This window comes from Caulobacter segnis, from assembly GCF_019931575.1.
Taxonomy (GTDB): Bacteria; Pseudomonadota; Alphaproteobacteria; order Caulobacterales; family Caulobacteraceae; genus Caulobacter; species Caulobacter segnis_C.
Genome location: NZ_CP082923.1, coordinates 4,781,707 through 4,802,866 on the forward strand (window position 1 = coordinate 4,781,707; position 21,160 = coordinate 4,802,866).

Annotated in this window: 26 protein-coding genes; 18 read left to right on the plus strand and 8 right to left on the minus strand. The window is 69.8% G+C overall.

Annotated features, from left to right (window positions below):
• Positions 1 to 16: 16 nt before the first annotated feature.
• Entirely contained in the window at positions 17 to 1,378 is a 1,362-nt protein-coding gene (locus tag K8940_RS21845) for a glutamate--cysteine ligase (protein ID WP_223392141.1), read from the minus strand.
• A gap of 140 nt (positions 1,379 to 1,518) precedes the next feature.
• Positions 1,519 to 2,235, minus strand: a complete 717-nt coding sequence (locus tag K8940_RS21850) for a 16S rRNA (uracil(1498)-N(3))-methyltransferase (RefSeq protein WP_223392142.1) — start codon at positions 2,233 to 2,235, stop codon at positions 1,519 to 1,521.
• A gap of 46 nt (positions 2,236 to 2,281) precedes the next feature.
• Between K8940_RS21850 and ppk2 the strand changes: the two genes are divergently transcribed.
• Positions 2,282 to 3,043, plus strand: a complete 762-nt coding sequence (ppk2, locus tag K8940_RS21855; RefSeq protein ID WP_223392143.1) for a polyphosphate kinase 2 — start codon at positions 2,282 to 2,284, stop codon at positions 3,041 to 3,043.
• Here the strand turns inward: ppk2 and K8940_RS21860 are convergent.
• The gene (locus tag K8940_RS21860) at positions 3,040 to 3,426 is read right to left on the minus strand and encodes an iron chaperone (RefSeq protein WP_223392144.1); all 387 of its coding nucleotides are present in this window, start codon (positions 3,424 to 3,426) and stop codon (positions 3,040 to 3,042) included. The two genes, ppk2 and K8940_RS21860, sit on opposite strands and share 4 nt — an antisense overlap.
• A 150-nt stretch (positions 3,427 to 3,576) precedes the next feature.
• On the opposite strand from K8940_RS21860, the gene K8940_RS21865 reads away from it, so the two are divergent.
• Positions 3,577 to 5,358 carry a DUF4153 domain-containing protein gene (locus K8940_RS21865; protein ID WP_223392145.1) on the plus strand — a complete coding sequence of 594 codons (1,782 nt, stop codon included), beginning with the start codon at positions 3,577 to 3,579 and terminating at the stop codon, positions 5,356 to 5,358.
• On the opposite strand, the gene K8940_RS21870 is transcribed toward K8940_RS21865, so the two are convergent.
• The 3 genes from K8940_RS21870 to K8940_RS21880 are packed head-to-tail and all read right to left on the minus strand — an operon-like array spanning position 5,359 to position 7,758.
• Positions 5,359 to 7,152 carry an ABC transporter ATP-binding protein gene (locus tag K8940_RS21870; protein WP_223392146.1) on the minus strand — a complete coding sequence of 598 codons (1,794 nt, stop codon included), beginning with the start codon at positions 7,150 to 7,152 and terminating at the stop codon, positions 5,359 to 5,361.
• A gap of 42 nt (positions 7,153 to 7,194) precedes the next feature.
• Entirely contained in the window at positions 7,195 to 7,473 is a 279-nt protein-coding gene (locus K8940_RS21875) for a DUF454 family protein (RefSeq protein WP_223392147.1), read from the minus strand.
• Positions 7,474 to 7,512: 39 nt separating this feature from the next.
• Positions 7,513 to 7,758: a hypothetical protein gene (locus K8940_RS21880; protein ID WP_223392148.1), complete on the minus strand. Its 246-nt coding sequence runs from the start codon at positions 7,756 to 7,758 to the stop codon at positions 7,513 to 7,515.
• A 152-nt stretch (positions 7,759 to 7,910) separates the two neighbouring features.
• Here K8940_RS21880 and ubiA point away from each other — a divergent pair, with 152 nt between their 5' ends.
• Positions 7,911 to 8,852 carry a 4-hydroxybenzoate octaprenyltransferase gene (ubiA, locus tag K8940_RS21885; RefSeq protein WP_223392149.1) on the plus strand — a complete coding sequence of 314 codons (942 nt, stop codon included), beginning with the start codon at positions 7,911 to 7,913 and terminating at the stop codon, positions 8,850 to 8,852.
• A gap of 4 nt (positions 8,853 to 8,856) precedes the next feature.
• Here ubiA and K8940_RS21890 read toward each other — a convergent pair whose 3' ends face one another.
• Positions 8,857 to 9,207, minus strand: coding sequence for a lysozyme inhibitor LprI family protein (locus K8940_RS21890; protein WP_223392150.1), 351 nt, complete (start codon positions 9,205 to 9,207; stop codon positions 8,857 to 8,859).
• Positions 9,208 to 9,274: 67 nt separating this feature from the next.
• On the opposite strand from K8940_RS21890, the gene K8940_RS21895 reads away from it, so the two are divergent.
• The 6 genes from K8940_RS21895 (at position 9,275) to K8940_RS21920 (ending at position 13,006) form a co-directional block, all read left to right on the plus strand.
• Positions 9,275 to 10,228 (plus strand): fatty acid desaturase family protein, encoded by a 954-nt coding sequence (locus K8940_RS21895; RefSeq protein ID WP_223392151.1) that lies wholly within the window; start codon positions 9,275 to 9,277, stop codon positions 10,226 to 10,228.
• An 85-nt stretch (positions 10,229 to 10,313) separates the two neighbouring features.
• A complete protein-coding gene (locus tag K8940_RS21900) occupies positions 10,314 to 10,973 on the plus strand; it encodes a class I SAM-dependent methyltransferase (protein ID WP_223392152.1) in 660 nt (219 codons plus the stop codon).
• Positions 10,974 to 11,016: 43 nt separating this feature from the next.
• Positions 11,017 to 11,370: a VOC family protein gene (locus K8940_RS21905; protein ID WP_223392153.1), complete on the plus strand. Its 354-nt coding sequence runs from the start codon at positions 11,017 to 11,019 to the stop codon at positions 11,368 to 11,370.
• A gap of 52 nt (positions 11,371 to 11,422) precedes the next feature.
• Positions 11,423 to 11,959: a hypothetical protein gene (locus tag K8940_RS21910; RefSeq protein WP_223392154.1), complete on the plus strand. Its 537-nt coding sequence runs from the start codon at positions 11,423 to 11,425 to the stop codon at positions 11,957 to 11,959.
• A gap of 79 nt (positions 11,960 to 12,038) precedes the next feature.
• Positions 12,039 to 12,476: a YkgJ family cysteine cluster protein gene (locus K8940_RS21915; protein WP_223392155.1), complete on the plus strand. Its 438-nt coding sequence runs from the start codon at positions 12,039 to 12,041 to the stop codon at positions 12,474 to 12,476.
• Positions 12,473 to 13,006, plus strand: coding sequence for a YkgJ family cysteine cluster protein (locus tag K8940_RS21920; protein ID WP_223392156.1), 534 nt, complete (start codon positions 12,473 to 12,475; stop codon positions 13,004 to 13,006). Before K8940_RS21915 ends, K8940_RS21920 begins: the two co-directional genes overlap by 4 nt.
• Here K8940_RS21920 and K8940_RS21925 read toward each other — a convergent pair.
• Positions 13,003 to 13,863, minus strand: a complete 861-nt coding sequence (locus tag K8940_RS21925; protein WP_223392157.1) for an SDR family oxidoreductase — start codon at positions 13,861 to 13,863, stop codon at positions 13,003 to 13,005. The genes K8940_RS21920 and K8940_RS21925 overlap by 4 nt on opposite strands.
• Before the next feature lie 35 nt (positions 13,864 to 13,898).
• Between K8940_RS21925 and K8940_RS21930 the strand changes: the two genes are divergently transcribed.
• From K8940_RS21930 to K8940_RS21970, 9 genes are all read left to right on the plus strand, one after another.
• Positions 13,899 to 14,255, plus strand: coding sequence for an MmcQ/YjbR family DNA-binding protein (locus K8940_RS21930; protein ID WP_223392158.1), 357 nt, complete (start codon positions 13,899 to 13,901; stop codon positions 14,253 to 14,255).
• Positions 14,252 to 14,893, plus strand: coding sequence for a Pr6Pr family membrane protein (locus K8940_RS21935; protein ID WP_223392159.1), 642 nt, complete (start codon positions 14,252 to 14,254; stop codon positions 14,891 to 14,893). The genes K8940_RS21930 and K8940_RS21935 overlap by 4 nt, the downstream gene beginning before the upstream one ends.
• Positions 14,894 to 14,913: 20 nt before the next feature.
• Positions 14,914 to 15,753 (plus strand): aldo/keto reductase, encoded by an 840-nt coding sequence (locus tag K8940_RS21940; RefSeq protein WP_223392160.1) that lies wholly within the window; start codon positions 14,914 to 14,916, stop codon positions 15,751 to 15,753.
• A gap of 66 nt (positions 15,754 to 15,819) precedes the next feature.
• Positions 15,820 to 16,791 (plus strand): DUF6624 domain-containing protein, encoded by a 972-nt coding sequence (locus K8940_RS21945; RefSeq protein WP_223392161.1) that lies wholly within the window; start codon positions 15,820 to 15,822, stop codon positions 16,789 to 16,791.
• Positions 16,792 to 16,912: 121 nt separating this feature from the next.
• Positions 16,913 to 18,187, plus strand: a complete 1,275-nt coding sequence (locus K8940_RS21950; protein WP_223392162.1) for a glutamate-5-semialdehyde dehydrogenase — start codon at positions 16,913 to 16,915, stop codon at positions 18,185 to 18,187.
• On the plus strand, positions 18,153 to 18,836 hold the full coding sequence (locus K8940_RS21955; protein WP_223392163.1) for a nicotinate-nucleotide adenylyltransferase: 684 nt from the start codon (positions 18,153 to 18,155) through the stop codon (positions 18,834 to 18,836). Before K8940_RS21950 ends, K8940_RS21955 begins: the two co-directional genes overlap by 35 nt.
• 133 nt (positions 18,837 to 18,969) lie before the next feature.
• On the plus strand, positions 18,970 to 19,401 hold the full coding sequence (gene rsfS, locus K8940_RS21960) for a ribosome silencing factor (RefSeq protein ID WP_223395952.1): 432 nt from the start codon (positions 18,970 to 18,972) through the stop codon (positions 19,399 to 19,401).
• A 176-nt stretch (positions 19,402 to 19,577) separates the two neighbouring features.
• Entirely contained in the window at positions 19,578 to 20,042 is a 465-nt protein-coding gene (gene rlmH / locus K8940_RS21965) for a 23S rRNA (pseudouridine(1915)-N(3))-methyltransferase RlmH (protein ID WP_223392164.1), read from the plus strand.
• Positions 20,043 to 20,057: 15 nt separating this feature from the next.
• Positions 20,058 to 21,119: a murein hydrolase activator EnvC family protein gene (locus K8940_RS21970; protein WP_223392165.1), complete on the plus strand. Its 1,062-nt coding sequence runs from the start codon at positions 20,058 to 20,060 to the stop codon at positions 21,117 to 21,119.
• Positions 21,120 to 21,160 lie beyond the last annotated feature (41 nt).

Sequence of the window (21,160 nt, forward strand, 5' to 3'; positions counted from 1 at the left end):
CCTGTTCGGCCAGGATTTAGTAGGCGCAGTCGGTGAACACCCGGCCGATGTCGCCCTTCCAGGCGCCCTCGTAGAGGGACAGCAGGCGCTCGGCGGGCGTGATCCCGCTGTCGGCGATCTGTTCCAGCTCACCCAGATAGATGGTCTCGTCCAGGAAGCCGCCGTTCAGCTGGGCGCGGTTCTTCAAGCCCGACTTGGCGATGGCCACGAAGTCCCTGGCCACGTCCTGGGCGGTGCGGCCGGCGACCTTGGCCTTCAGGCCCAGCTTCGGCACGTCACGGCGCAGGCCCTCGCGGTCCTCGAGCGTCCAGCCCTTGCAGAGGTCCCAGGCCCCCGCCAGGGCCGCGTCGTCGTAGAACACGCCGGTCCACAGGGCCGGCAGGGCGCAGAGACGGCTCCAGGGCCCGGCGTCGGCGCCGCGCATCTCCAGATAGGTCTTCAGACGCACTTCCGGGAAGGCCGTGGTCGTATGGTCGGCCCAGTCCTTGATCGTGGCGATCTCGCCCGGCAGCTCGGGCAGCTTGCCCTCGATGAAGTCACGGAAGCTGCGGCCGGCGACGTCGATGTACTTGTCGCCGCGCTTGACGAAATACATCGGCACGTCGAGGGCGTAGCGGGCGTAGCGCTCGAAGTCGAAGCCGTCCTCGAACACGAAGTCCAGGAGGCCTGTGCGGTTCGGATCGGTGTCGGTCCAGACATTGGCCCGGGCCGAGAGGAAGCCATTCGGCTTGCCTTCCGTGAACGGAGAATTGGCGAACAGGGCCGTGGCGATCGGCTGCAGGGCCAGGCTCATGCGGAACTTGGCGACCATGTCGGCTTCGCTGGAGAAGTCGAGATTGGCCTGCACCGTGCAGGTGCGCAGCATCATGTCGAGGCCGAGGTTGCCGACCTTGGGCATGTAGTTGCGCATGATCACGTACCGGCCCTTGGGCATGATCGGCACCGCCTCGCGCGTCCACAGCGGCGAGAAACCCAGGCCCACGAAGCCCAGGCCCAGCTCGTCGGCGACGGCCTTGACCTCGTCCAGGTGCTGGCCGGTCTCCTCGCAGATGTCGTGCATGGTCGCCAGGGGCGCGCCGGAGAGCTCGAACTGGCCGCCCGGCTCCAGGCTGATGTTCGCGCCGTTGCGCTCCAGGCCGATGATCGTCGGGCCTTCCATCACCGGCTTCCAGCCGAAGCGCTGCAGGCCGGTCAGCAGGGCGTGGACGCCCTTGTCGCCCTCGTAGGGAACCGGCGCGTGCGAGCCCAGATAGAAGCCGAACTTCTCGTGCTCGGCGCCCACGCGGAAGGCTTCCTTGGGCTTGCTGCCCCGGGCGAAATAGTCGGTCAGATCGGCGAGCGTCAGCGGACGCTCTTGGACGCTAGCGGTGTCGGCCATGCAAGCCGTCCCTCCCCAGGGGTTGCGATGCAGAGGGAAGAGAGGGCCCATGCTCTCCGCCGACGGCGATACTAATCGGTCACGCCCAGTTGGGCGTTTTCTTTGCGAACCTCAAGGGGTCACCTTGAGCATATATTTTTCTAGCGCCAGTCCCCGGCGGCCGCCTGCCACAGCGTCATCGCCGAGATCGCCGCCGTATCGGCCCGCAGGATTCGCGGCCCCAGGGACACCGGCGTGACGAAGGAAAGCCCCCGCAGCCGCTCGCGTTCCTCGGGGGCGAAGCCGCCTTCCGGGCCGATCAGGATCGCGGCTGGCGCGCCCGTTCCCGCCAGCGCTTCGATCGCCGGCCTGGCGTCGCCGCCCTCGTCGCAGAATACCAGGCGTCGCGCGGGATCCCAGCCGTCGAGGATCTTGTCCAGCTTCTCCGGATCCAGCACCTCGGGCACGTCCAGGCGGCCGGTCTGCTCGGCGGCCTCCATGGCGATGGCGTCCAGGCGCCCCAGCTTGACGAAGTCGACGTTCGTCCGCCGGGTGACGGTCAGCCTGACCCTGCGCGCGCCCAGCTCTGCGGCCTTCTCGACGATGGTCTCGACCCGGCCGCGCTTGACCATGGCGACGATCAGGTCGAGGTCCGGCCCGATCTCCATCGGCCGGGTCTGGTCCTCGACCTTCAGCAGGCAGCCGCGCTTGGTCGACTCGACGATGGTCGCCCGCCACTCGCCGTCGCGGCCGTTGAACAGCAGAAGCTCGGCGCCCACGGCCAGACGCATCACCGAGGTCAGGTAGCGCGACTGGTCGACGCTGGGGACGACGCCGGCGCCGGCGGAGAGATCGTTGGGAACGAAAAGACGGATCATGCGGCTCTTCTAGCGCAACTCTGATTTCCGGGGGTAGGCTCGGCGCATGAGCAAGTCAGACGACTACGACAACGAACTTCGCCAGCTGCAGCTCGCCCTGATCGAGATGCAGAAGAAGGCCATCAAGGACAGCTGGAAGATCCTGGTCATCTTCGAGGGCCGCGACTCGGCCGGCAAGGACGGCACGATCGCCCGGGTGACCGAGCACCTGTCCAAGCGCGCCACCACCGTCGTCGCCCTGCCCAAGCCGAACGAGCGCGAGCGCAGCGAGTGGTACTTCCAGCGCTATGTCGACTACCTGCCGGCCTGCGGCGAGGCGGTGATCTTCAACCGCTCTTGGTACAACCGCGCCGGGGTCGAGCGGGTGATGGGCTTCTCCACGCCCGAGCAGCAGGAACAGTTCCTCAAGGACGTGCCGGCCTTCGAGCGGATGCTGGTCGAGAACGGCCTGCGCTACGTCAAGTTCTGGCTGGATATCGGCCGCGAGGAGCAGGCCCAGCGCCTGAAGGCCCGCCGCGAGGATCCGCTGAAGGCCTTCAAGACCAGCGACCTGGACAAGGTCGCCGAGGAGAAGTGGGACGACTACACCGCCGCCCGCGACGAGATGCTGATGCGCACCCACAGTGACATCGCGCCGTGGATCTGCGTGCGCGCCGACCACAAGAAGGCCGCGAGGCTCAACGTCATCCGCTGGCTGCTGCACGCGGCCGGCGACAAGAAGCTGGTCAAGGGCGTGGCCAAGCCCGACCCCAGCGTGATCTTCTCGTTCGAGCCGGCGGCGCTGAAGGATGGGCGGCTGGCGCGCTAGCGCCGCGCCTTCCGCGCCGCGCGCTCGGCGACGATCTCCAGGTTCTGGACGATGCGGCGCTGGACGATGTCGGCGATCAGCTCCGGCGGCAGGGGGCTGTCGGGCTGGAAGCGGATCGTGCCCTTGGCGGTCTCGAAGCCGGCGAGCCGATCGGCGAACTGGTCGATCACCGCGCCCGGATAGAAGGCGCAATGCTTCGCGGCCGCGCCGAAGTGGACGAGATTGCCGTTCAGCTTGAAGGTCGGCAGGCCGTAGCTGATCGCCTCCACGGCCTCGGGCGCCAGGGCGCGGATCTGGCCGCGCAGGGTCTCCAGCGCCTCGCGCTGGTCGGGCGGCAGCTTGGCCAGGTAGTCGTCGATCGAGGCGGCGGGCGGCTTCATCATCGGTCGGATCTCCGGAACGCGGCCATCGGGCCACGAAACAAGGACGGACGGGAAGACCTCGCGCCGACAGCCCGGCGAAAGGAAGCCGGTCCAGCTTCACAACCGCGCGAGGGCGTGGTGCTGTGACGCCAGCAAGGGAGACGCCGAGGCATGACGGACGCGACGGAGGCCAGGACGGCCCGGACCACCGCCCTGACCCGGCTGGCCATCGGCCTGGCGCAGGGCATCGCGCTGTTCCTCCTGCAGAAGGCCGACGAATCCAAGTCCTGGCCCGCCACCCAGCCGCTGCTCTACGCGCCGCTGCTGGTCTGCGCCCTGATGGTCCCGCTGATCCCGCTGGCGGCGCTGTCGGCCATGCGGCGGACCTTCCTGATCGGCTGGAGCCTGATCGCCGCCGCCGTGGCCGCGATCCTGGCGGTCCACGCCGCCTGGACCGGCGCGGCCCCCGACCGGATCGGCGCCGGCCCGCTGTCGCCGCCGCTATTCATCGCCGTGGCCGCCCTGCTGTTCATCGCCCACCACCTGGTCCAGCCGGCCGAGGCCGTGCGCCGCCCCGTGGCGCCCTATGCCGACTATTTCGACCTGGCCGGGACCAACGCCGTGCGGCTGTTCCTGTCCCTGGCCTTCACCGGGGCCTTCTGGCTGCTGCTGTTCCTGGCCGCCGCCCTGTTCAAGCTGATCGGGGTCGAGGCGATCCAGAAGCTGATCGGCGAGACCGCCTTCGCCTTCCCGGCCACCGGCCTGATGTTCGCCGCCGCCGTCCACATGGCCGTGCAGCTGACCGAGGCGCGGGCCGGACTAGTGCGCGGCGTGCGGACCGTGGGCCTCGTCCTGCTGGCCTGGCTGCTGCCGCTGATGGTGGTGATCGCGGGCGGCTTCCTGGCGACCCTGCCGTTCACCGGCCTGGCCCCGCTGTGGGGCACCAAGGCCGCCACCGCCCTGCTGCTGGCCGCGGCCGCCGCCCTGATCGTCCTGATCAACGCCGCCTACCAGGACGGGGCCGAGGCGCCGCACGCGATCCTGCGCTGGGCCGCCCGCGCCGCCAGCCTGCTGCTGATCCCGATCGTCGTCCTGGCCGCCTACGCCCTGTGGCTGCGCGTCCATCAGTACGGCCTGACGCCGGACCGGGTGTTCGCCGGCGCCTATCTGGTCGTGGCGATCGGCTTCACCCTTGGCTACGCGATCGCGGCCCTGAAGCCCGGCCCGTGGATGCGGCCGCTGGAGCGGGCCAACCTGATCATGGCCGTCGTCTCGGTGCTGCTGCTGATCGCCCTATTCACCCCGATCGCCGACCCGGCGCGGCTGTCGGTGGCCAGCCAGGTGAAGCGTCTGGAAAGCGGCCGGGTCCCGGCCGACAAGTTCGACTTCCAGTTACTGCGGTTCGACAGCGGTCGGTATGGGCGCGACGCGCTGGAGAGGCTGAAGACCAACAGCGGCGCAGAGATCGCCAAGCGCGCTGGCGAGGTGTCAACGCGGACCGCCAGGACGACCCCGTCGTCCACGGGCCCGGACCTTGGCGTGATGGCGGTCTATCCCGTCGGCAAGACCCTGCCCGAGAGCTTCCGGGCCCAGGACTGGAGCAAGGATGACTCCGGATCGATGTGCGCCATCACCGGCATGCGCTGCTCGGCCCTGGTGCTCGACGTTGATGGCGACGGCGTCGACGAGGTGCTGCTGACCAACGGCGCCTCGCTGGACGTGATGGCCCTGGCCGATGGCCAGTGGCGCAAGGTGGCCGAGGCGTTCTCTTCCTGCGACGGGATCGACATCGACGCCGCCCTGAAGGCCGGGACGGTCCGCATGGGCGAGCCGACCGCGCGCCGCGACCTGCTGTTCGGCGACCAGCGCCTGGTGCTGCGCCCGGCGGAGAAGGGCTGTGCGGTCAACACGCCGCCACTGAAGGACGCCCTCGTCACCCTGGACAGAAAGTAGCTAAGCCACCCCCGCGCTGATCGCGTTCAGCCGGGCATAGACCCCGCCCGCCGCCGTCAGTTCGGCATGGCGGCCTTCCTCGACGACGCGGCCGTTCTGGAAGACCAGGATCCGGTCGGCGCCGCGCACGGTCGACAGGCGGTGGGCGATGACGATCGTGGTGCGGCCCTCCATCAGCGCCTCGGCGGCGGCCTGGACCTGGCCCTCGGTCTCGACGTCCAGGGAGGAGGTCGCCTCGTCCAGGACCAGGATCGGCGCGTCGGCCAGGAAGGCGCGGGCGATGGCCACGCGCTGGCGCTCGCCGCCCGACAGCTTGACGCCGCGCTCGCCGACCAGCGTGTCGTAGCCCTGCGGCAGGCGCAGGATGAAGTCGTGGGCGCGGGCCTTCTTCGCGGCGGCCTCGACCTCCTCGCGCGTGGCGTCCGGCTTGGCGTAGGCGATGTTCTCGTAGAGCGACCGGTGGAACAGGGCCGGGTCCTGCGGCACCACCGCGATGGCGCGGCGCAAGCTGGTCTGGGTGACCTTCGAGACGTCCTGGCCGTCGATGACGATCGCCCCGTCCTGCAGGTCGTGCAGGCGCTGGACCAGCTTGACGAAGGTCGACTTGCCCGAGCCGGTCGGGCCAACCAGCGCCACCCGCTCGCCCGGCGCGATCCTCAGGCTGAAGTGGTCGTACAGCGGCGCGCCGGCCGCCTTGTAGCGGAAGGTCACGTCGCGGAATTCGATCGCGCCGGCGCCGGGCTTGAAGTCCGGGGCCCCGGGCGCGTCCGCGACCTGGGGCGACAGGCGCGTCCAGGCCGCGACATCCTCGGTGTCGTCGATGCCCTTCTGCAGCATGCGGATGTTCTCGCCCAGGTTCCGCAGGTAGCCGCTCATCAGCATGAAGGCGGTGATGGCGAAGGCGACGTCGCCGGGCGTGGCCGTCCCCTTGGCCCAGGCCCAGACCATCGAGCCGGTCAGGCCGGCCTGCAGCACCACCAGCAGCAGGTTCTGGCCCAGCCATACGTCGGTGAAGCGGCTCCAGGTGACCATCACCGCGTCACGCCAGGCGGCGGTGACCTCGGCCAGACGCGCGGCTTCGCGCTGCTCGGCGCCGAAGCTCTTCACGGTCGGGTTCGAGGTGACGGCGTCGGCCAGGGCCCCGCCGATCTGCGAGTCCAGGGCGTTGGAGCGCAGGTTGCTGGGCCGCACGTAGCGCTCGGTGATCCACAGGTTCACCGACAGATAGGCCACCACGACCACCAGCGAGACGGCGCCCGCCATGGGCTGGCGCAGCAGCATGCCGATCGACAGGCCGACCAGCACGATGATCCCGGGGCCCAGCCAGATGGTCACCGCGTCGGTGACGCTGTCATAGCCCCACATGGCGCGGGTCAGCTTGCGCACCGTCGCGCCGGCGAAGCTGTCGGCGTGCCAGTCGGACGAGAAGGCCTGGACCTTGGCGAAGCCCTCGTTGGTCATCTCCTCCATGTTCCGGGCCGCCAGCGGGATCCAGAACCGGTGGGCGATGTTGCGCACCACCGCGAAGGCCAGATAGACGCCGACGAACACGCCCAGGGCCTGCCAGGCGCCCACATCGCCGCGCGGCTTGCTTGTGACGGTGTCGACCAGGTGGCCCGAGGCGTAGGGCAGGGCCAGGTCGAAGGCGATCGCCACCAGGGTCAGGGTCACGCCCAGGCCGAACAGCACCGGCCGCCGCTTCCAGAAGCGGGCCACGAAGGCCAGCACCTGGCGGTTCGACAGGGCGCGCTTGCGGGCGCCGATTTCGGTTTCGTCCTCGATATCGTCGGTCATGGCGAGGCGTAGATAAGCGTTTTCGCCGTCTTTCGCGACCCGTCAGCGGCGCTGCTTGCGCCCGCCGCCGAACGGCCGCCAGCGCAGGAACCAGACGATCGCCGGGCCGACGACCGGCACGCGCAGCATCGGCCGCACGGCGTGGGGGCGGGTCTTCAGGAAGCACAGCACCGCGCCGATCCAGAACACCGTGGTCGGCATCCCCGGCACGAACGCCCCCACGGCCCCCGTGGCCAGCAACGCCCCGCCGACGCCATCCAGCGCCCACCGCTCCGTGCGGGTCAGGGGGCGACGCGGCTTGCGACGGGGTTTGAGACTCATTCTCAGACGCTAACGCTTTGGCGCCGTGGTCGCAAAGTCTCAGAACGCCTCGGCCACCCCGCCCCCCCGGCGGGCCGGGCGGCCGTCCATGCCACGACGGATCCTCGGGCCGAACTTGGTCGCGGCGGTCAGGCGGGCGACCATGCGGCGATCGCCGGCCCGATCGAACAGCTCGGCGGCGGCGGTCCAGAGCGCGGTCGTCACCGGGTGCGGCAGGACGATCCCGGCCCCAGCGCCCGCAACAAGCAGGCTCCAGCCGGACAGGCGAATGGCGGCGGTGGTCATGGCGGGCTCCTGCGATCGACTTGCAAAAAGACCTTCGTCCATGGCGTTCGATAAATCCAATTGATCGTTCCTGTCGGCGAGATTGGTTTTGCCTATGATACCCGCTCGGCCGGTCTTTCCCCGCGCCGCGATTGCGGGTTAAGCCTCACGGCATGAGCACCGCGCCCACCGCCATCCTGCCCGACGCCGTCGCGACCAACTGGGTCGACCGCCACGCGCCGCCGGGCTTGAGGCCCTGGCTGAAGCTGGGTCGGTTCGATCGACCGGCGGGGATCTGGCTCCTGATGCTGCCCGGCTGGCAGGGCATCGCCCTGGCCGCCGCCGAGCAGGGCCGCTGGCCCAATCCGCTGCTGCTGCTGGCGGTGTTCGTCGGCGCGGCCCTGATGCGGGCGGCCGGCTGCGCGTTCAACGACATCGTCGACCGCGACTTCGACGCCCAGGTGGCCCGCACCGCCATGCGCCCGATCCCCGCCGGCCTGATCACCGTCAAGCAGGCCTGGCTGTTCCTGGTCGGCTGCAGCCTGGTCAGCCTGCTAATCCTGCTGTGCCTGGGCTGGGTGGCGATCGGGCTGGGGGTTCTGTCGCTGGGCCTGGTCGCGGCCTATCCCTTCATGAAGCGGATCACCTGGTGGCCTCAGGCCTGGCTGGGCCTGACCTTCAACTGGGGCGCCCTCCTGGGCTACGCCGCCGCCGTCGGGCATCTGTCCTGGTCGGCCGCCCTGCTCTACGCCTCGGGGATCTTCTGGACCCTCGGCTACGACACGATCTACGCCATCCAGGACATCGAGGACGACGCCCTGGCCGGCATCAAGTCGTCGACCCGGCGGCTGGGATCGCGCGTTCAGATCGGCGTGGCCGGCTTCTATCTGGCCTCGTTCTGCTTCGTGGTCGCGGCCGGCTGGGTGGGGAATATCGGCCCGCTGTTCCTGCCGCTGGCGGCCCTGTTCGCCCTGCACCTGTCGCGCCAGGCCGCCGCCGTCCGCGTCGACGATGGCCCCGGCGCGCTGAAGCTCTTCAAGTCTAACGCGATCGCCGGCCTGATCGTGTTCGCCGGCCTGGTGGCGGGACTGTGGAAGCCGGGCGTGAGCTTCTAGCCGCCTAGAACGGTCCCTGCCGGTAGACGCGGTCCATGACCGTGTTCAGCTGGCGGATGCGGTCGTCGTAGCTGCGTCGCAGGCAGGCCTGGTTGGCGCCGCAGCGCGCCCGCGCCTTCAGCCAGACGCGCTGGTCGTCCATGATCGCGCCGCGCCCGCCCATCGGCACGAGGTGGCGGGTGATGCCGTACAGCTGGTCCATCCGCACGTCCTGGTCGTTGAGGTCGCGATGGGCGCAGATCGCCTTCTCGTCGGCCGCGCGGGCCTTGCGGCAGTCGAAACTGGCGGCGGCGGCGGGCAGGGCCGTGGCGGCGCAGGTCGCGGCCAGGACGAGGACGGGGATCAGTCGGCGCATCGGCGGCTCCGGAATGTGACGTCGGGTCATGCTGTCGGGACCAACCTGAATGTGCGATGATCGTTCCATGGCCGTCGCAGCGCGCGTCAAACCCCAGGACCTGTTCACGCCCGAGGAATGGACGAAGATCTCGGCGCGCTCGTCCTGGCGCGGCGTCCTGATGGTCGCCCACGCCTGGGCCGTGATCGTCGCCGCCGGCGCGCTGTTCGTCCTGTTCCCCAACCCGCTGACCTACGTCCTGGCCGTGATGCTGATCGGCGCGCGGCAGCTGGGCCTGGCCATCCTGATGCACGAGGCCGCGCACGGCGGCCTGCATCCGAACCTCAAGGTCAACGACTGGCTGGGCGAGTGGCTGTGCGCCGCCCCGACCGGCGCGTCCCTGGCCAGCTACCGGCCCTACCACCTGACCCACCACAAGTTCGCCCAGCAGGCCGAGGACCCGGACCTGGTCCTGTCCGCGCCGTTCCCGACCACGCGGGCGTCGCTACGGCGGAAGATCGTCCGCGACCTGACCGGCCAGACCTTCTTCAAGCAGCGGTTCGGGCCGCTGCTCGGCAAGCTCCGAGGCTCCTCCGGCGACCAGCCCAAGGGCGCGATCTTCGCCGGCGAAGTGGCGCGGCAAAGGCCGTTCCTGCTGTGGAACCTCGGCATCCTGGTCGTGCTGTCGGCGATGGGCCTGTGGTGGGCGTGGCTGGCCCTCTGGATCGTGCCGATGGCCACCTGGTTCCCGCTGGTCACCCGCCTGCGCAACATCGCCGAGCACGCCCTGGTGGCCAAGGACGAGCCCGATCCGTTCCGCCACGCCCGCACCACCCACGCCAACTGGCTCGAGCGCGCCCTGATCGCGCCCTACCACGTCAACTTCCACGCCGAGCACCACCTGTTCATGCACACCCCGTGCTGGAACCTGCCGCTGGCCCACCGGCTGCTGGAGAAGAAGGGGCTGACGTCCGGCATGCTGACGGCGCCGGGCTACCTGACCGTGCTGAAGGCCGCGTCGAGCAAGCCGGCCGCCGCCTAGTCTCGGGCGTGCTCTCTTTTGTTGGCGAGGCTGTTTTTCTGGTTCGGCTGTTCCACATCCGGACCAGACAGGCTCTAAGCGCCTCATGATCGTCCAGACCCTGGAAGGCCGCCGCGCCTTCATTCGCGACAACACGCGCTTCCAGCCGACGCCGCATGCGCCGGAGCTGTCGCTGCACCTGGCCGACGAGATCACGCCGATCTGGAAGCTGACCGAGGAGGCGCTGGAGGAGATCGGCCTGCCGCCGCCCTTCTGGGCCTTCGCCTGGGCCGGCGGCCAGGCCCTGGCGCGCTACATTCTGGACAACCCCGAAATCGTCGCCGGCAAGCGGGTCATCGACTTCGCGACCGGCTCGGGCATCGTCGCCATCGCCGCGATGAAGGCGGGCGCGGCGAGCGTCCTGGCCGCCGACATCGACGTCTTCTGCGAGGCGGCCGTGAGCCTGAACGCCGAGGCCAACGGGGTCGCGGTCGGCTTCACCGATGTCAATCTGCTGGACGCGCCGCCACCGGAAGCCGACGTGCTTCTGGCCGGCGACATCTGCTACGAGAAGCCCATGGCCGAGGCGGTGATGGATTGGTTGCGCCAGGGTCGGGCCGCCGGGGCCGGCGTGCTGATCGGCGACCCGGGCCGCACCTATTTCCGCAAGGACGATCTGGTGAAACTGGCCGAGTACCAGGTCGAGACCACCCGCGAGCTCGAGGACTTCGCCGTGAAGCGGACCAGCGTCTGGACTCTGCCGTGACGGCGAACTAGAACATTTGCGGAACATTGTTTGAGGAGCGTCCATGCGCGAAGACGGCAAGATCGACTACATCGAGTGGCCCGGCGGCGATCTGCCCGCGACCAAGAGCTTCTATTCGGCCGCGTTCGGCTGGAGCTTCGTCGACTACGGTCCCGACTATGTCGCCTTCGAGGGCCAGGGTGCCGACGGCGGCTTCACCAAACCGCAGGAGGGCGCGACCGACCGCCCGCTGGTCATCCTCTACGCCCACGACCTGGAAGCGATGCTGGATAAGGTGACTAAGGCCGGCGGCGTGATCACCGCCCCGATCTTCAGCTTCCCGGGCGGCCGCCGCTTCCACTTCACCGACCCGTCCGGCAACGAGCTGGGCGTGTGGAGCGCGACCGGCGTCGAGTAGGCGCCGAGGCCGACTCATGCGCGGATCGGCGACCGAGTTCGAGGGGGTGAGCATGCGCGTATCGAGCGTGGGCGTTTTGTGGCTGGCGATGAGCGGAGCGGCGTGGGCGGAGGATCCGCCGCCAGCGCCCGTCCCGGCCGAGGTGCGGGCGCTGGAGGGCTGCTGGCGCGGCGCCGGCGACGTCATGGGCAAGCCGGTCGAGATCGTCCTCTCGGCCAGGCCCGTCGCCCTGGGAACGATGCTGACGGTGGACGCCGACAGCCGGGCCAAGGCCGACGCCAAGGACCGCTACGCCGCGCACCTGATCTTCGGCGGTCGCGGCGCGCCACCGAAGGACGGGGCGGCCATCGGCGTCTCCGGCTTCTGGTCTGACAGCTTCGGCGGCGATTTCACCGCCGTCGGCCAGGGCGCGGCCCAGCCGGGCGGCTTCGACATCGCCTACGCCTATCCGGACGCCAGCTTTGTCAACCGCTGGCGGCGAGAGGGCGACACCCTGACCTGGACCATCGTCGCCAAGATGGGCGGGAAGGAAAATGCGTTCGCCCGCTACGAGCTGGCCCGCTCGGCCTGCCCGGCGCCGCTCGGCTAGGCGCTCGCCCGCATCAAACCGTCACACACCGCCGCTAATGTCCGCCTCCTGACGATTGGCCCAGCTTGGGCGGGGGACGATGGGCGAGAAGAGCTGCGGCGGTTGCGGCATGTGCTGCAAGCTGATGGGCGTGACGGCGCTGGCCAAGCCGCCCCACGCCTGGTGCGGCCATTTCCGAAAGGGCGCGGGCTGCGCGATCTATGCCGATCGCCCGACCGCCTGCGCCGACTTCGCCTGCTACTGGCTGAAGAGCGAAGGCCTGGGCGAGGAATGGCGGCCGGATCGGGCGCGCTTCATCCTGCACCGCGAGGACCAGGGCCGCCGCATGGTGGTCGAGGTCGATCCGGCCAGCCCCGAGGCCTGGCGCAAGGCGCCCTACCACGCCACCCTGCGCGCCTGGGCCGCGCGCGGCGCCGCCGACGGCCTGACCCTCAACGTGCTGGTCGGCCAGCGCGGCTTCGAGATCCGGCCCGATCGCGACATCGACCTGGGGCTCGTGCGGAGCTTCGCGGCATGACCGAGGCGATGACCATACCGACGCCCGCGCTGAACAAGACCTGCGGGTCATGCGGCCTGTGCTGCAAGGTCCTGGCGATCGAGGCCCTGGACAAGGCCGACGGCGTCTGGTGCTCGCACTTCAAGAAGGGCGGCGGCTGCGGCAACTACGCGCTGCGGCCGGCGGCCTGCCGCGGCTTCCACTGCCTGTGGCTGACCTCCGACAAGCTCGGCGACGAATGGCGGCCCGACAAGGCCGGCTTCGTCATGTACTCCGACCGCGACGGCAAGCGGCTGAACGTCGTCGTCGACCCCGGCAAGCCGGCCGCGTGGCGGCGCGAGCCGTACTATTCGTATATCAAGGCCATGTCGCGCCGGGCCTTCGACGGCTACGAGCTGGTGGTCTGCGTCGGCGACCGCCGCATCGTGGTGTTCCCCAGCGAGGAGATCGACCTGGGCGTCCTGCCGCCCGACCGCAAGCTGGTCAGCGGCTATGTCGAGCGCGACGGCGGCCTAACCCCCTTCGCCATGGTGCTGGCTGACGCCGACTAGAAGCGCGGGTGGAACGCCCTCGGGCTCCACCCGAAATCCCGGACGGCCTCGCCGGAGTCGAAGGTCAGGTCCTGGCCCATCCGCGTCCCCATGGCCGTGGTCGCGCCCGGATAGAACGGCTTGGCCAGGCGCATGACCAGGGCGAACAGCCAGGTCGGCATCGGCAGGCTGCGCGGCGTCTTGCCCAGACCCTCGAACACCCGGTCAACCATCACCCGGTAGGTCACCGTCTCGCCGCCGACCAGGTTGTAGGCCCGGTTCCGCGTCGCCGGCGCATGGGCCGCCGCCAGCGCGCCGGCCGCCAGGTCCGCCGCGTGCACCGGCTGGCGCAGGCCCTCGCCCGCGCCCGACAGCGGCATGACGTGGAAGCGCTTCACCAGGCGGGCGATGCGGCTGACGTTCTCGTCATGGCCTTCGTCGTAGATCAGGGTCGGACGCAGGATGGTCCACGCCACACCGTGTTCGGCGCACCAGGTCTCGACCGCCGCCTCGGCCCCGGCCAGTTCCAGCGCCACGCCCCGCTCGCCCGCGTCCGGCGAGCCGGTCTTGGTGAAGCGGCTGGTCGAGGAGAAGGCGATCAGCCGCGCCATGCCCCGCGCTTTCAGCAGCGGCAGCACGCCCGGCAGCAGCCAGATCGGCGACAGCGAGAACACCGTCGCCGCCACGGGCAGGTGCTCGGCCAGGTCCGCGTCCCTGAGGTCGCCGCCGACCCAGCAGGCGTCCTCCGACGGCGGTCGGCGGCTGAAGGCGACCGGGTCGAGGTCCTCGGCCTTGAGCCGCTCCAGCAGGTGGCCGCCGATCAGGCTGGTCGCGCCCAGCACCAGCACCGGCGTCTTCAGGGTGTTCTCGGTGTCCATTCGCTAGATATAGTCATGGTTGGCGGAGGGAGCCCATGACCTACGAAGACGTGAGAGCCTTCGCGTTCAAACTGCCCGGCGTCGAGGACGGAACGTCCTACGGTCGGCCTTGCCTGAAGGCGCACGGCAAGTTCCTGACCCGCCTGTTCGAGGACGGCGAGAGCCTGGTCTGTCCCGCCGTGCCGTTCGACGAGCGCGAGATGCTGGTCGAGGCCGAGCCGGACGTCTTCCACTTTACCGACCACTTCAAGAACTACCCCTACGTCCTGGTGCGCCTGGCCCAAGCCCATCCGGGGACGGTCGAGCGCCTGGTCACCCGGCAGTGGCGCGCCACCGCGCCGAAAAAGCTGCTGAAGGCCTGGGACGAAGCCCATCCGATGGAGGCTCCATGAAGGCCTGGCGCATCCTGATCGCGATCGTCGCCGTCCTCGGCCCAGCCCTGCAGTATGGCCTGATGGTCTATGACGAGACCCTGGCCTCGGCCGCCGTGAAGTCGGTCGAGTTCTTCAGCTACTTCACCATCCTGTCCAACATGCTGGCCGCCGCGGCCCTGATCGCGCCGCTGGTCGCGCCGTCCGGCCGCTTCGCGACCTGGGCCGAACAGAGCGGCCCGCGCGCGGCGATCGCCACCTACCTGACCATCACGGCGGTGGTCTATCACACCCTGCTGGCCAGCCAGTGGAGCCCGCAGGGCCTGCGCTTCGTCTCCAACGCCATCCTGCACACGGTCACGCCGCTGGCCTATCTGATCGACCTAGCCCTGCGCGGCGGCCGGGGCGAGGCGCGGTGGATCGCGGCGGCGAAGGCCATGGCCTTCCCGGTCCTGTTCGGAGCCTGGACCCTTGTCCACGGGGCGCTGTCTGGCTTCTATCCGTACCCGTTCATGAATGTGGCCAGGCGCGGCTATCCCGCCGTGGTGCTGACCATGGCCGAGATGAGCCTGGCCTTCGCCGCTATCGCCCTGGTCTTCATCGCTTTCCTGCGCGTTCGAACCAAGACGTCGGGCGAACCCGCCCCTATATCCGCCTGACCGCCCTTTCGGAGTTGTCCATGTCCAAGCTCGTTCCCGCCGTCCGCTCGGGCGACGTCCTGATCCCCGCCTTGGGCTTCGGCACCTGGCAGCTGGAGAATGGCGCGGCCGTGCCGCTGGTCGAGAAGGCGCTGGAGGTCGGCTATCGCCACATCGACACCGCCCAGATCTACGGCAACGAGCGCGACGTCGGCGCGGGCGTCAAGAACAGCGGGATCAAGCGCGACGAGATCTTCCTGACCACCAAGGTCTGGATCGACAAGTTCGCCGACGGCGACCTGCAGCGTTCCGCCGAGAAGAGCCTGGAGCGCCTGGGCGTCGACCATGTCGACCTCCTGCTGCTGCACTGGCCGAAGCCCGAGGTGCCGTTGGCTGAAACCCTGAAGGCGCTGAACGAGGTCCGCTCGCGTGGCTGGACCCGCGCCATCGGCCTGTCGAACTTCCCCTCGGCCCTGCTGGAGGAGGCCACGAAACTGTCGGAGGCCCCGATCGCCACCGACCAGGTCGAGTACCACCCCTACCTGTCGCAGAGGACCCTGATCGCTAAGGCCCACGCCCTGGGGACCTCGATCACCGCCTGGTCGCCCCTAGCCCAGGGCAAGGTGGCCACGGACCCGACCCTGGTCGAGATCGGCCGCGCCCACGGCAAGACCCCCGGCCAGGTCACCCTGCGCTGGATCATCCAGCAGGGCGTCATCGCCATCCCGCGCACCAGCAATCCCAAGCGCGTCGAGGAGAACTTCGACATTCTCGACTTCACCCTGTCGGATGACGAGATGACCCGCATCCACGGCCTGGCCCGTCCGGACGGGCGGCTAGGGAACTGGCTGGACAAGGCCTACGCCTGGGACTCCGAATAGCGCTCAACTTGCCACCCTCGCTCGCCCGCTCCACAATCTTCGATTGACGGGACTCGGAGCGGGCGGATGGCGATGCTGAAGGTGGGGGCGCTGGTCGCGGCCTTGGCGATGGCGCCCCTCACCATGCCTGCCGAGCTTCCGCTGGACGCCCTGCTGAAGGATCCGGCGGCGGCCCGGGTCTTCGACTACTGGCGCCTGCGCGAAGGCCGTCCGCCCGAGGCGATCGAACCCGTCCGCGCATCGGTCTACGCGGCCATGAAGCTGCGGAACATCGAAGAGCCCGAACGCTGCTTCAGCGACGCCGAGATCGAGATCCATGTGGGCCTGAAGGGCGTACAGACCGCCGCGTCCGCCCGCCAGTGGCGCGAGGACCGCGACGCCGCCGCCGGGGCTGTCCGACGCTTCGACCAGGCGATCGCCGCGCTGATGAACGGCGACTCCAGCGGCGAGGCGACGCTGGACGGCTTCATCCGCCCCTATGTCGCCCGCGCCAGGGCCGCCAGGACCGCACGGGGTCGCGAGTTGGCGCTGCGCGCCGCTCGAGACCAGGCCATCCGCCGGGGCTTCGAGAACGAGGCCCTGCTCGGCCCCCTCACCCCCTCAGCCCACGGCCAGGCCAACTGGCGGCTGTGGAACCGCGTCTGCCGGATCGACGCCGACAACGTGGCCTGGATCAAGCGCGAGGTGCGCGACCACGGCTGGTTCGAGATCTCGCGCTATGGGCGGGAGGCGGAAAAGGACGCCTGGATGCTGGCCCAGCACGCCGATGACGACATCCCTTTCCAGACCGAGGTCCTAGCCCGACTGGACAAGCTGCGCGCCCGGGGCGAGACCGATCCGAAGAGCTACGCCTATCTCTACGATCGGGTCGCGATCAACACCGGTCGCCCGCAACGCTATGGCACCCAGGGCGGCTGCCGGGATGGCCAGCGCTACACGTTTCCGCTCGAGGATCCCGCCAAGGTCGATCAGCTGCGGGCCGAAGTCGGGATGGCCTCCCTGGCCGAATACAATGCGCTGTTCACCTGCCGCCGCTGATCACGTCAGACAAACTCCATCCGTTTTCAGACGAAGCCGGTTTCATCCGGCCCTGAAAGCGCCTAGGTAAGCCTCAACCTGAGCATAACTTTCCAGGCTCACGAGGATTAGGACAGGGACGATGGACGACGCGGGCGCCAGCTTGCAGGCGACGATGGCGGGGATGGGCCGGACGGCCCGCGAGGGCGCGCGCGCGCTTCGTCTCGCCACGCCAGAGCAGCGCACCGCCGCCATCCGCGCCATGGCCGCCGCGATTCGCGAGGACGCCGCCGCCATCCTGGCCGCCAACGCCAGGGACCTGGCCCGCGCCGCCGCCAACGGCCTGACCGCACCGATGCAGGAGCGCCTTTTGCTGGACGAAAAGCGTCTGGAAGGCGTGGCCGCCGGCGTCGAGGCCGTGGCCGCGATCCCCGATCCCGTCGGCGTGGCGACCTCGCGGTGGACCCGGCCCAACGGCCTGGACATCAGCCGCGTGCGCACCCCTATCGGCGTGATCGCCATGATCTACGAAAGCCGCCCGAACGTCACCGCCGACGCCGCGGCGCTGTGCGTGCGCTCGGGCAACGCGGTGATCCTGCGCGGCGGCTCGGAGTGCATCGACTCCAACCTCGCCATCCACGCTTCGATTGAACGCGGTTTGAAGGCCGCTGGCCTTCCCGCCGCCGCCGTCCAGATCGTCAAGACCCCCGACCGCGCCGCCGTCGGCGCCATCCTGTCGGGCCTGGACAAGGCCATCGACCTGATCATCCCGCGTGGCGGCAAGAGCCTGGTCGCCCGCGTCCAGGCCGAAGCCCGCGCCCCGGTGCTGGGCCACCTGGAAGGCCTCAACCACGTCTTCGTCCACGCCGCCGCCGACGTGAACAAGGCCGTCGACATCGTCGTCAACGCCAAGCTGCGCCGGGTGTCGGTCTGCGGCTCGGCCGAGACTCTGCTGGTCGACAAGGCCGCCGCCGACGTCCTGCTCCCGCCGATCGCCCGCGCCCTGGTCGAGGCGGGCTGCGAGCTGCGCGGCGACGCCGCCGCCCGCGCGATCGAACCGGCCATGAAGGCGGCGACCCAGGAAGACTGGACCACCGAATACCTGGCCCCGATCCTGGCCGTGGCCGTGGTCGACGGCGTGGCCGGCGCGGCCGCCCACATCGCCGCCTACGGTTCGGGCCACACCGACGCCATCGTCACCGAGGACGCTTCGGCCGCCGACGCCTTCGTGGACGAGGTCGACAGCGCCATCGTGCTGGTCAACGCCTCGACCCAGTTCGCCGATGGCGGCGAGTTCGGCTTCGGGGCCGAGATCGGCATCGCCACCGACAAGCTTCACGCCCGCGGTCCGGTCGGGGCCGAGCAACTGACGACGTTCAAGTATGTGGTTCGCGGGACCGGCCAGACTCGTCCCTGAGGCCGGTCGGCCCAAAGCCCAGCGCCTCGGGTTCCACCTGGAGCCCGGGATGCGCGTCGGCCTGTTCGGCGGCAGCTTCAACCCGGCGCACGAGGGCCACGCCCACGTCGCCGAGACGGCCATGCGCCGTCTGGAGCTGGACCGCGTCATCTGGCTGGTCTCGCCGCAGAACCCGCTGAAGGCCTCGCACGAGACGCGGCCCCTGGCCGAACGGCTGGCCGAGGCCCGCCGCTGGGCGCGCGGCTCGGGCATGGTCGTCTCCGACGCCGAGACGCGGCTGGGCTCGCAATACACGATCGACACCCTGCGCGTGCTGCGGGCGCGCTATCCGGGGGTGAAGTTCGTCTGGGTGATGGGGGCCGACAGCCTGGCCACCTTCCACCGCTGGCGCGGCTGGACCCAGATCATGCGCGAGGTCCCCGTCGCGGTGATCTCGCGGCCCTGGATCGCGCTGAAGGCCCGCACCGCCCCGGCCGCCCGCCGCTTCGCCTTCGCCCGTTGGCCGGCCAGCGCCGCCGCCCGCCTGCCAGACGCCACCGCCCCGGCCTGGGTCTATCTGACCGGCCCGCTGAACTTCGCCTCTTCGACCGCCATGCGGGCCCGGCAGAAGGGGGAGTCGACGGCGATGCGCTCCCGTCAGAAAGGCTGAAGGCCAAGCTTTCCAGCGCGACACGAAGGCTTCACGTCGAGCGACGAAACGGCGTTCGGCCATCAATCCCTCACGTTTTCCCCAATTCCGTGCTATGGGGGATATCCACAGCGACCCCATAAGGAGCAATCCGCTGCGTAGCGACCCCGCGCAAAGTGCGCACGAAGGCTCGGCCGGCGCCGAGTCCTCGACTGAATCCCCGGGCCTGAGTCTGCCCCTCGACGTGAAGGCGCTGGAGCGCCTGATCCTCACCCGCCTGGACGACGACAAGGCCCAGGACATCGTCCACATCGACCTGACGGACAAGAGCTCGGTCGCCGACAGCCTGATCGTGGCGTCCGGCCGTTCGCACCGTCACGTCGGCGCTCTGGCCGATCACATCCTGCGGGCGCTGAAGGAAAACGGCTTCGGCAAGGCGCGGGTCGAAGGCCTGCCGCACTGCGACTGGGTGCTGATCGACGCCGGCGACGTCGTCATCCACCTGTTCCGCCCCGAAGTGCGCAGCTTCTACAACATCGAGAAGATCTGGGCGGTCGACGCCCCGCACCGCACGGCCGCGAACTGATCTTTGCGCGAGCCTTAAAGCCGCTCATCCCCGCGAAAGCGGGGACCCAAGCGGCGCTCGCGGATTGATCATCGGCCGCGCCACAGCCCGAAATTCGGCTTGGGTCCCCGCTTTCGCGGGGATGAGCGAATGAGGGGTTCGACAGGATTGGATGTCGATCCGCTAGAGCTGTCCCGATGAAGATCACCATCCTCACCGTCGGAAAGCTCGGCCGCATGGTCGAGGCGCAGCTGGCCGTGGACTATGCGTCCCGCGCCACGGCGTCCGGCCGCGCCCTGGCCCTGGGTCCGGTCGAGATCGTCGAGGTCGAGGCCCGCAAGCCCGGCAAGGCCGCCGAGGCCGAGGTGCTGCGCCCGCACCTGGAGGGCGCCCACGTCATCGCCTGCGACGAGCACGGCAAGGTGCGCAAGAGCCGCGACTTCGCGACCCACCTGGCCAGGCTGCGCGACGACGGGACCCGGCGGGTGGTGTTCCTGATCGGCGGCGCCGACGGCCTGGATCCATCGATCCTGTCCACCGCCCAGGAGACCATGGCCTTCGGGCCGCAGACTTGGCCGCACGCCCTGGCCCGGGCGATGCTGGCCGAGCAGATCTATCGCGCCGCCACCATCCTGTCGGGCTCGCCCTATCATCGCGATTGAGGCAGTAAGGACGGGATGCTTCGCCGCCCCTCGCTTCCGGTCATCGCCTTCGCCGCCGCCCTCGTCGCCGTCCCCACGGCCGTGGTCGGCTGGCAGCGCGCCGACCAGGCCATCGAGGCCCAGCGCGCCAAGGACCGCCAGCAGGCGGCCGACACCCGCCGCGAGATCCAGGACCTGCGGGCCGAACTCGATCGCCTAGACCACGCCCGCCTCGCCGCCGGGGCCGACGTCGACGCCAAGCGCGCCCGGCTGGAGGCCCTGAACGCCCGCGAGCGCTCGATCCTGGCCGACCTGGGCGTCAACCGGCAGCGGCTGTCGCTGCTGTTGTCGGCCCTGCAGCTGTTCCGCCGCGATCCGCCGCCGGCCCTGCTGGTCTCGCCTGACAACGCCCGCGACGCCGTGCGGGCCGCGATCCTGATCCGAGCCATGACCCCGGAACTGCAGCGCCGCGCCGACGCCTACGCCCGCCAGGCCACGGCCGTCGGGACCCTGCGCCGCGAGGCCGCCGCCGCCTCGGCCGAGCTGTTCACCGCCGAGAGCGTGGTCGCCGACCGCAAGGGCGAGATCGAGCGGCTGATCATCGAGAAGACCCAGCTGGAGCGCGCCTTCGCCCACGAGGCCCTGGCCGAGGAAAGCGAGTTGCGCACCCTGGGCGCCCTCACGGACGGCCTGGGTCGGGTCGAGGCGACCGGTCCGCTGCACCTGCGCGCCCCCGCCGCAGGGGCCATCGTCCGCCGCTTCGGCCAGGAGATGCCGGCCGGCGGCAAGTCGCCCGGCCTGACCCTCCGCGTCGACAAGGGCCTGACCGTCACCGCGCCCGCCGCCGGAACCGTCGAATACTCCGGCGCGCTGAACGGCTGGGGCGCGGTGCTGATCCTGAGGTCACAGGGCGCCTATCACCTGGTGCTGGCGGGACTGGACCAGATAACGGCGTCACCCGGACAATCTGTCGCGGCCGGCGCCCCCATCGGGAAGATGCCGGATCATGTATCCTCCGATCCGGAACTCTATATGGAGGTCCGGGAGAACGGCGAACCGGCGGACCCGGAACGTTGGCTCAAACAAGAGTCGCGATAGTCGGCTTTTTCGGTAATTGTGGCCGTAATTACACCTACGGC

What these genes read in the sequence shown, in the direction of transcription:
- K8940_RS21845 (WP_223392141.1), bottom strand. Translation starts at nt 1,378, where the DNA reads ATGGCCGACACCGCTAGCGTCCAAGAGCGTCCGCTGACGCTCGCCGAT.
- K8940_RS21850 (WP_223392142.1), bottom strand. Translation starts at nt 2,235, where the DNA reads ATGATCCGTCTTTTCGTTCCCAACGATCTCTCCGCCGGCGCCGGCGTC.
- ppk2 (WP_223392143.1), top strand. Translation starts at nt 2,282, where the DNA reads ATGAGCAAGTCAGACGACTACGACAACGAACTTCGCCAGCTGCAGCTC.
- K8940_RS21860 (WP_223392144.1), bottom strand. Translation starts at nt 3,426, where the DNA reads ATGATGAAGCCGCCCGCCGCCTCGATCGACGACTACCTGGCCAAGCTG.
- K8940_RS21865 (WP_223392145.1), top strand. Translation starts at nt 3,577, where the DNA reads ATGACGGACGCGACGGAGGCCAGGACGGCCCGGACCACCGCCCTGACC.
- K8940_RS21870 (WP_223392146.1), bottom strand. Translation starts at nt 7,152, where the DNA reads ATGACCGACGATATCGAGGACGAAACCGAAATCGGCGCCCGCAAGCGC.
- K8940_RS21875 (WP_223392147.1), bottom strand. Translation starts at nt 7,473, where the DNA reads ATGAGTCTCAAACCCCGTCGCAAGCCGCGTCGCCCCCTGACCCGCACG.
- K8940_RS21880 (WP_223392148.1), bottom strand. Translation starts at nt 7,758, where the DNA reads ATGACCACCGCCGCCATTCGCCTGTCCGGCTGGAGCCTGCTTGTTGCG.
- ubiA (WP_223392149.1), top strand. Translation starts at nt 7,911, where the DNA reads ATGAGCACCGCGCCCACCGCCATCCTGCCCGACGCCGTCGCGACCAAC.
- K8940_RS21890 (WP_223392150.1), bottom strand. Translation starts at nt 9,207, where the DNA reads ATGCGCCGACTGATCCCCGTCCTCGTCCTGGCCGCGACCTGCGCCGCC.
- K8940_RS21895 (WP_223392151.1), top strand. Translation starts at nt 9,275, where the DNA reads ATGGCCGTCGCAGCGCGCGTCAAACCCCAGGACCTGTTCACGCCCGAG.
- K8940_RS21900 (WP_223392152.1), top strand. Translation starts at nt 10,314, where the DNA reads ATGATCGTCCAGACCCTGGAAGGCCGCCGCGCCTTCATTCGCGACAAC.
- K8940_RS21905 (WP_223392153.1), top strand. Translation starts at nt 11,017, where the DNA reads ATGCGCGAAGACGGCAAGATCGACTACATCGAGTGGCCCGGCGGCGAT.
- K8940_RS21910 (WP_223392154.1), top strand. Translation starts at nt 11,423, where the DNA reads ATGCGCGTATCGAGCGTGGGCGTTTTGTGGCTGGCGATGAGCGGAGCG.
- K8940_RS21915 (WP_223392155.1), top strand. Translation starts at nt 12,039, where the DNA reads ATGGGCGAGAAGAGCTGCGGCGGTTGCGGCATGTGCTGCAAGCTGATG.
- K8940_RS21920 (WP_223392156.1), top strand. Translation starts at nt 12,473, where the DNA reads ATGACCGAGGCGATGACCATACCGACGCCCGCGCTGAACAAGACCTGC.
- K8940_RS21925 (WP_223392157.1), bottom strand. Translation starts at nt 13,863, where the DNA reads ATGGACACCGAGAACACCCTGAAGACGCCGGTGCTGGTGCTGGGCGCG.
- K8940_RS21930 (WP_223392158.1), top strand. Translation starts at nt 13,899, where the DNA reads ATGACCTACGAAGACGTGAGAGCCTTCGCGTTCAAACTGCCCGGCGTC.
- K8940_RS21935 (WP_223392159.1), top strand. Translation starts at nt 14,252, where the DNA reads ATGAAGGCCTGGCGCATCCTGATCGCGATCGTCGCCGTCCTCGGCCCA.
- K8940_RS21940 (WP_223392160.1), top strand. Translation starts at nt 14,914, where the DNA reads ATGTCCAAGCTCGTTCCCGCCGTCCGCTCGGGCGACGTCCTGATCCCC.
- K8940_RS21945 (WP_223392161.1), top strand. Translation starts at nt 15,820, where the DNA reads ATGGCGATGCTGAAGGTGGGGGCGCTGGTCGCGGCCTTGGCGATGGCG.
- K8940_RS21950 (WP_223392162.1), top strand. Translation starts at nt 16,913, where the DNA reads ATGGACGACGCGGGCGCCAGCTTGCAGGCGACGATGGCGGGGATGGGC.
- K8940_RS21955 (WP_223392163.1), top strand. Translation starts at nt 18,153, where the DNA reads ATGTGGTTCGCGGGACCGGCCAGACTCGTCCCTGAGGCCGGTCGGCCC.
- rlmH (WP_223392164.1), top strand. Translation starts at nt 19,578, where the DNA reads ATGAAGATCACCATCCTCACCGTCGGAAAGCTCGGCCGCATGGTCGAG.
- K8940_RS21970 (WP_223392165.1), top strand. Translation starts at nt 20,058, where the DNA reads ATGCTTCGCCGCCCCTCGCTTCCGGTCATCGCCTTCGCCGCCGCCCTC.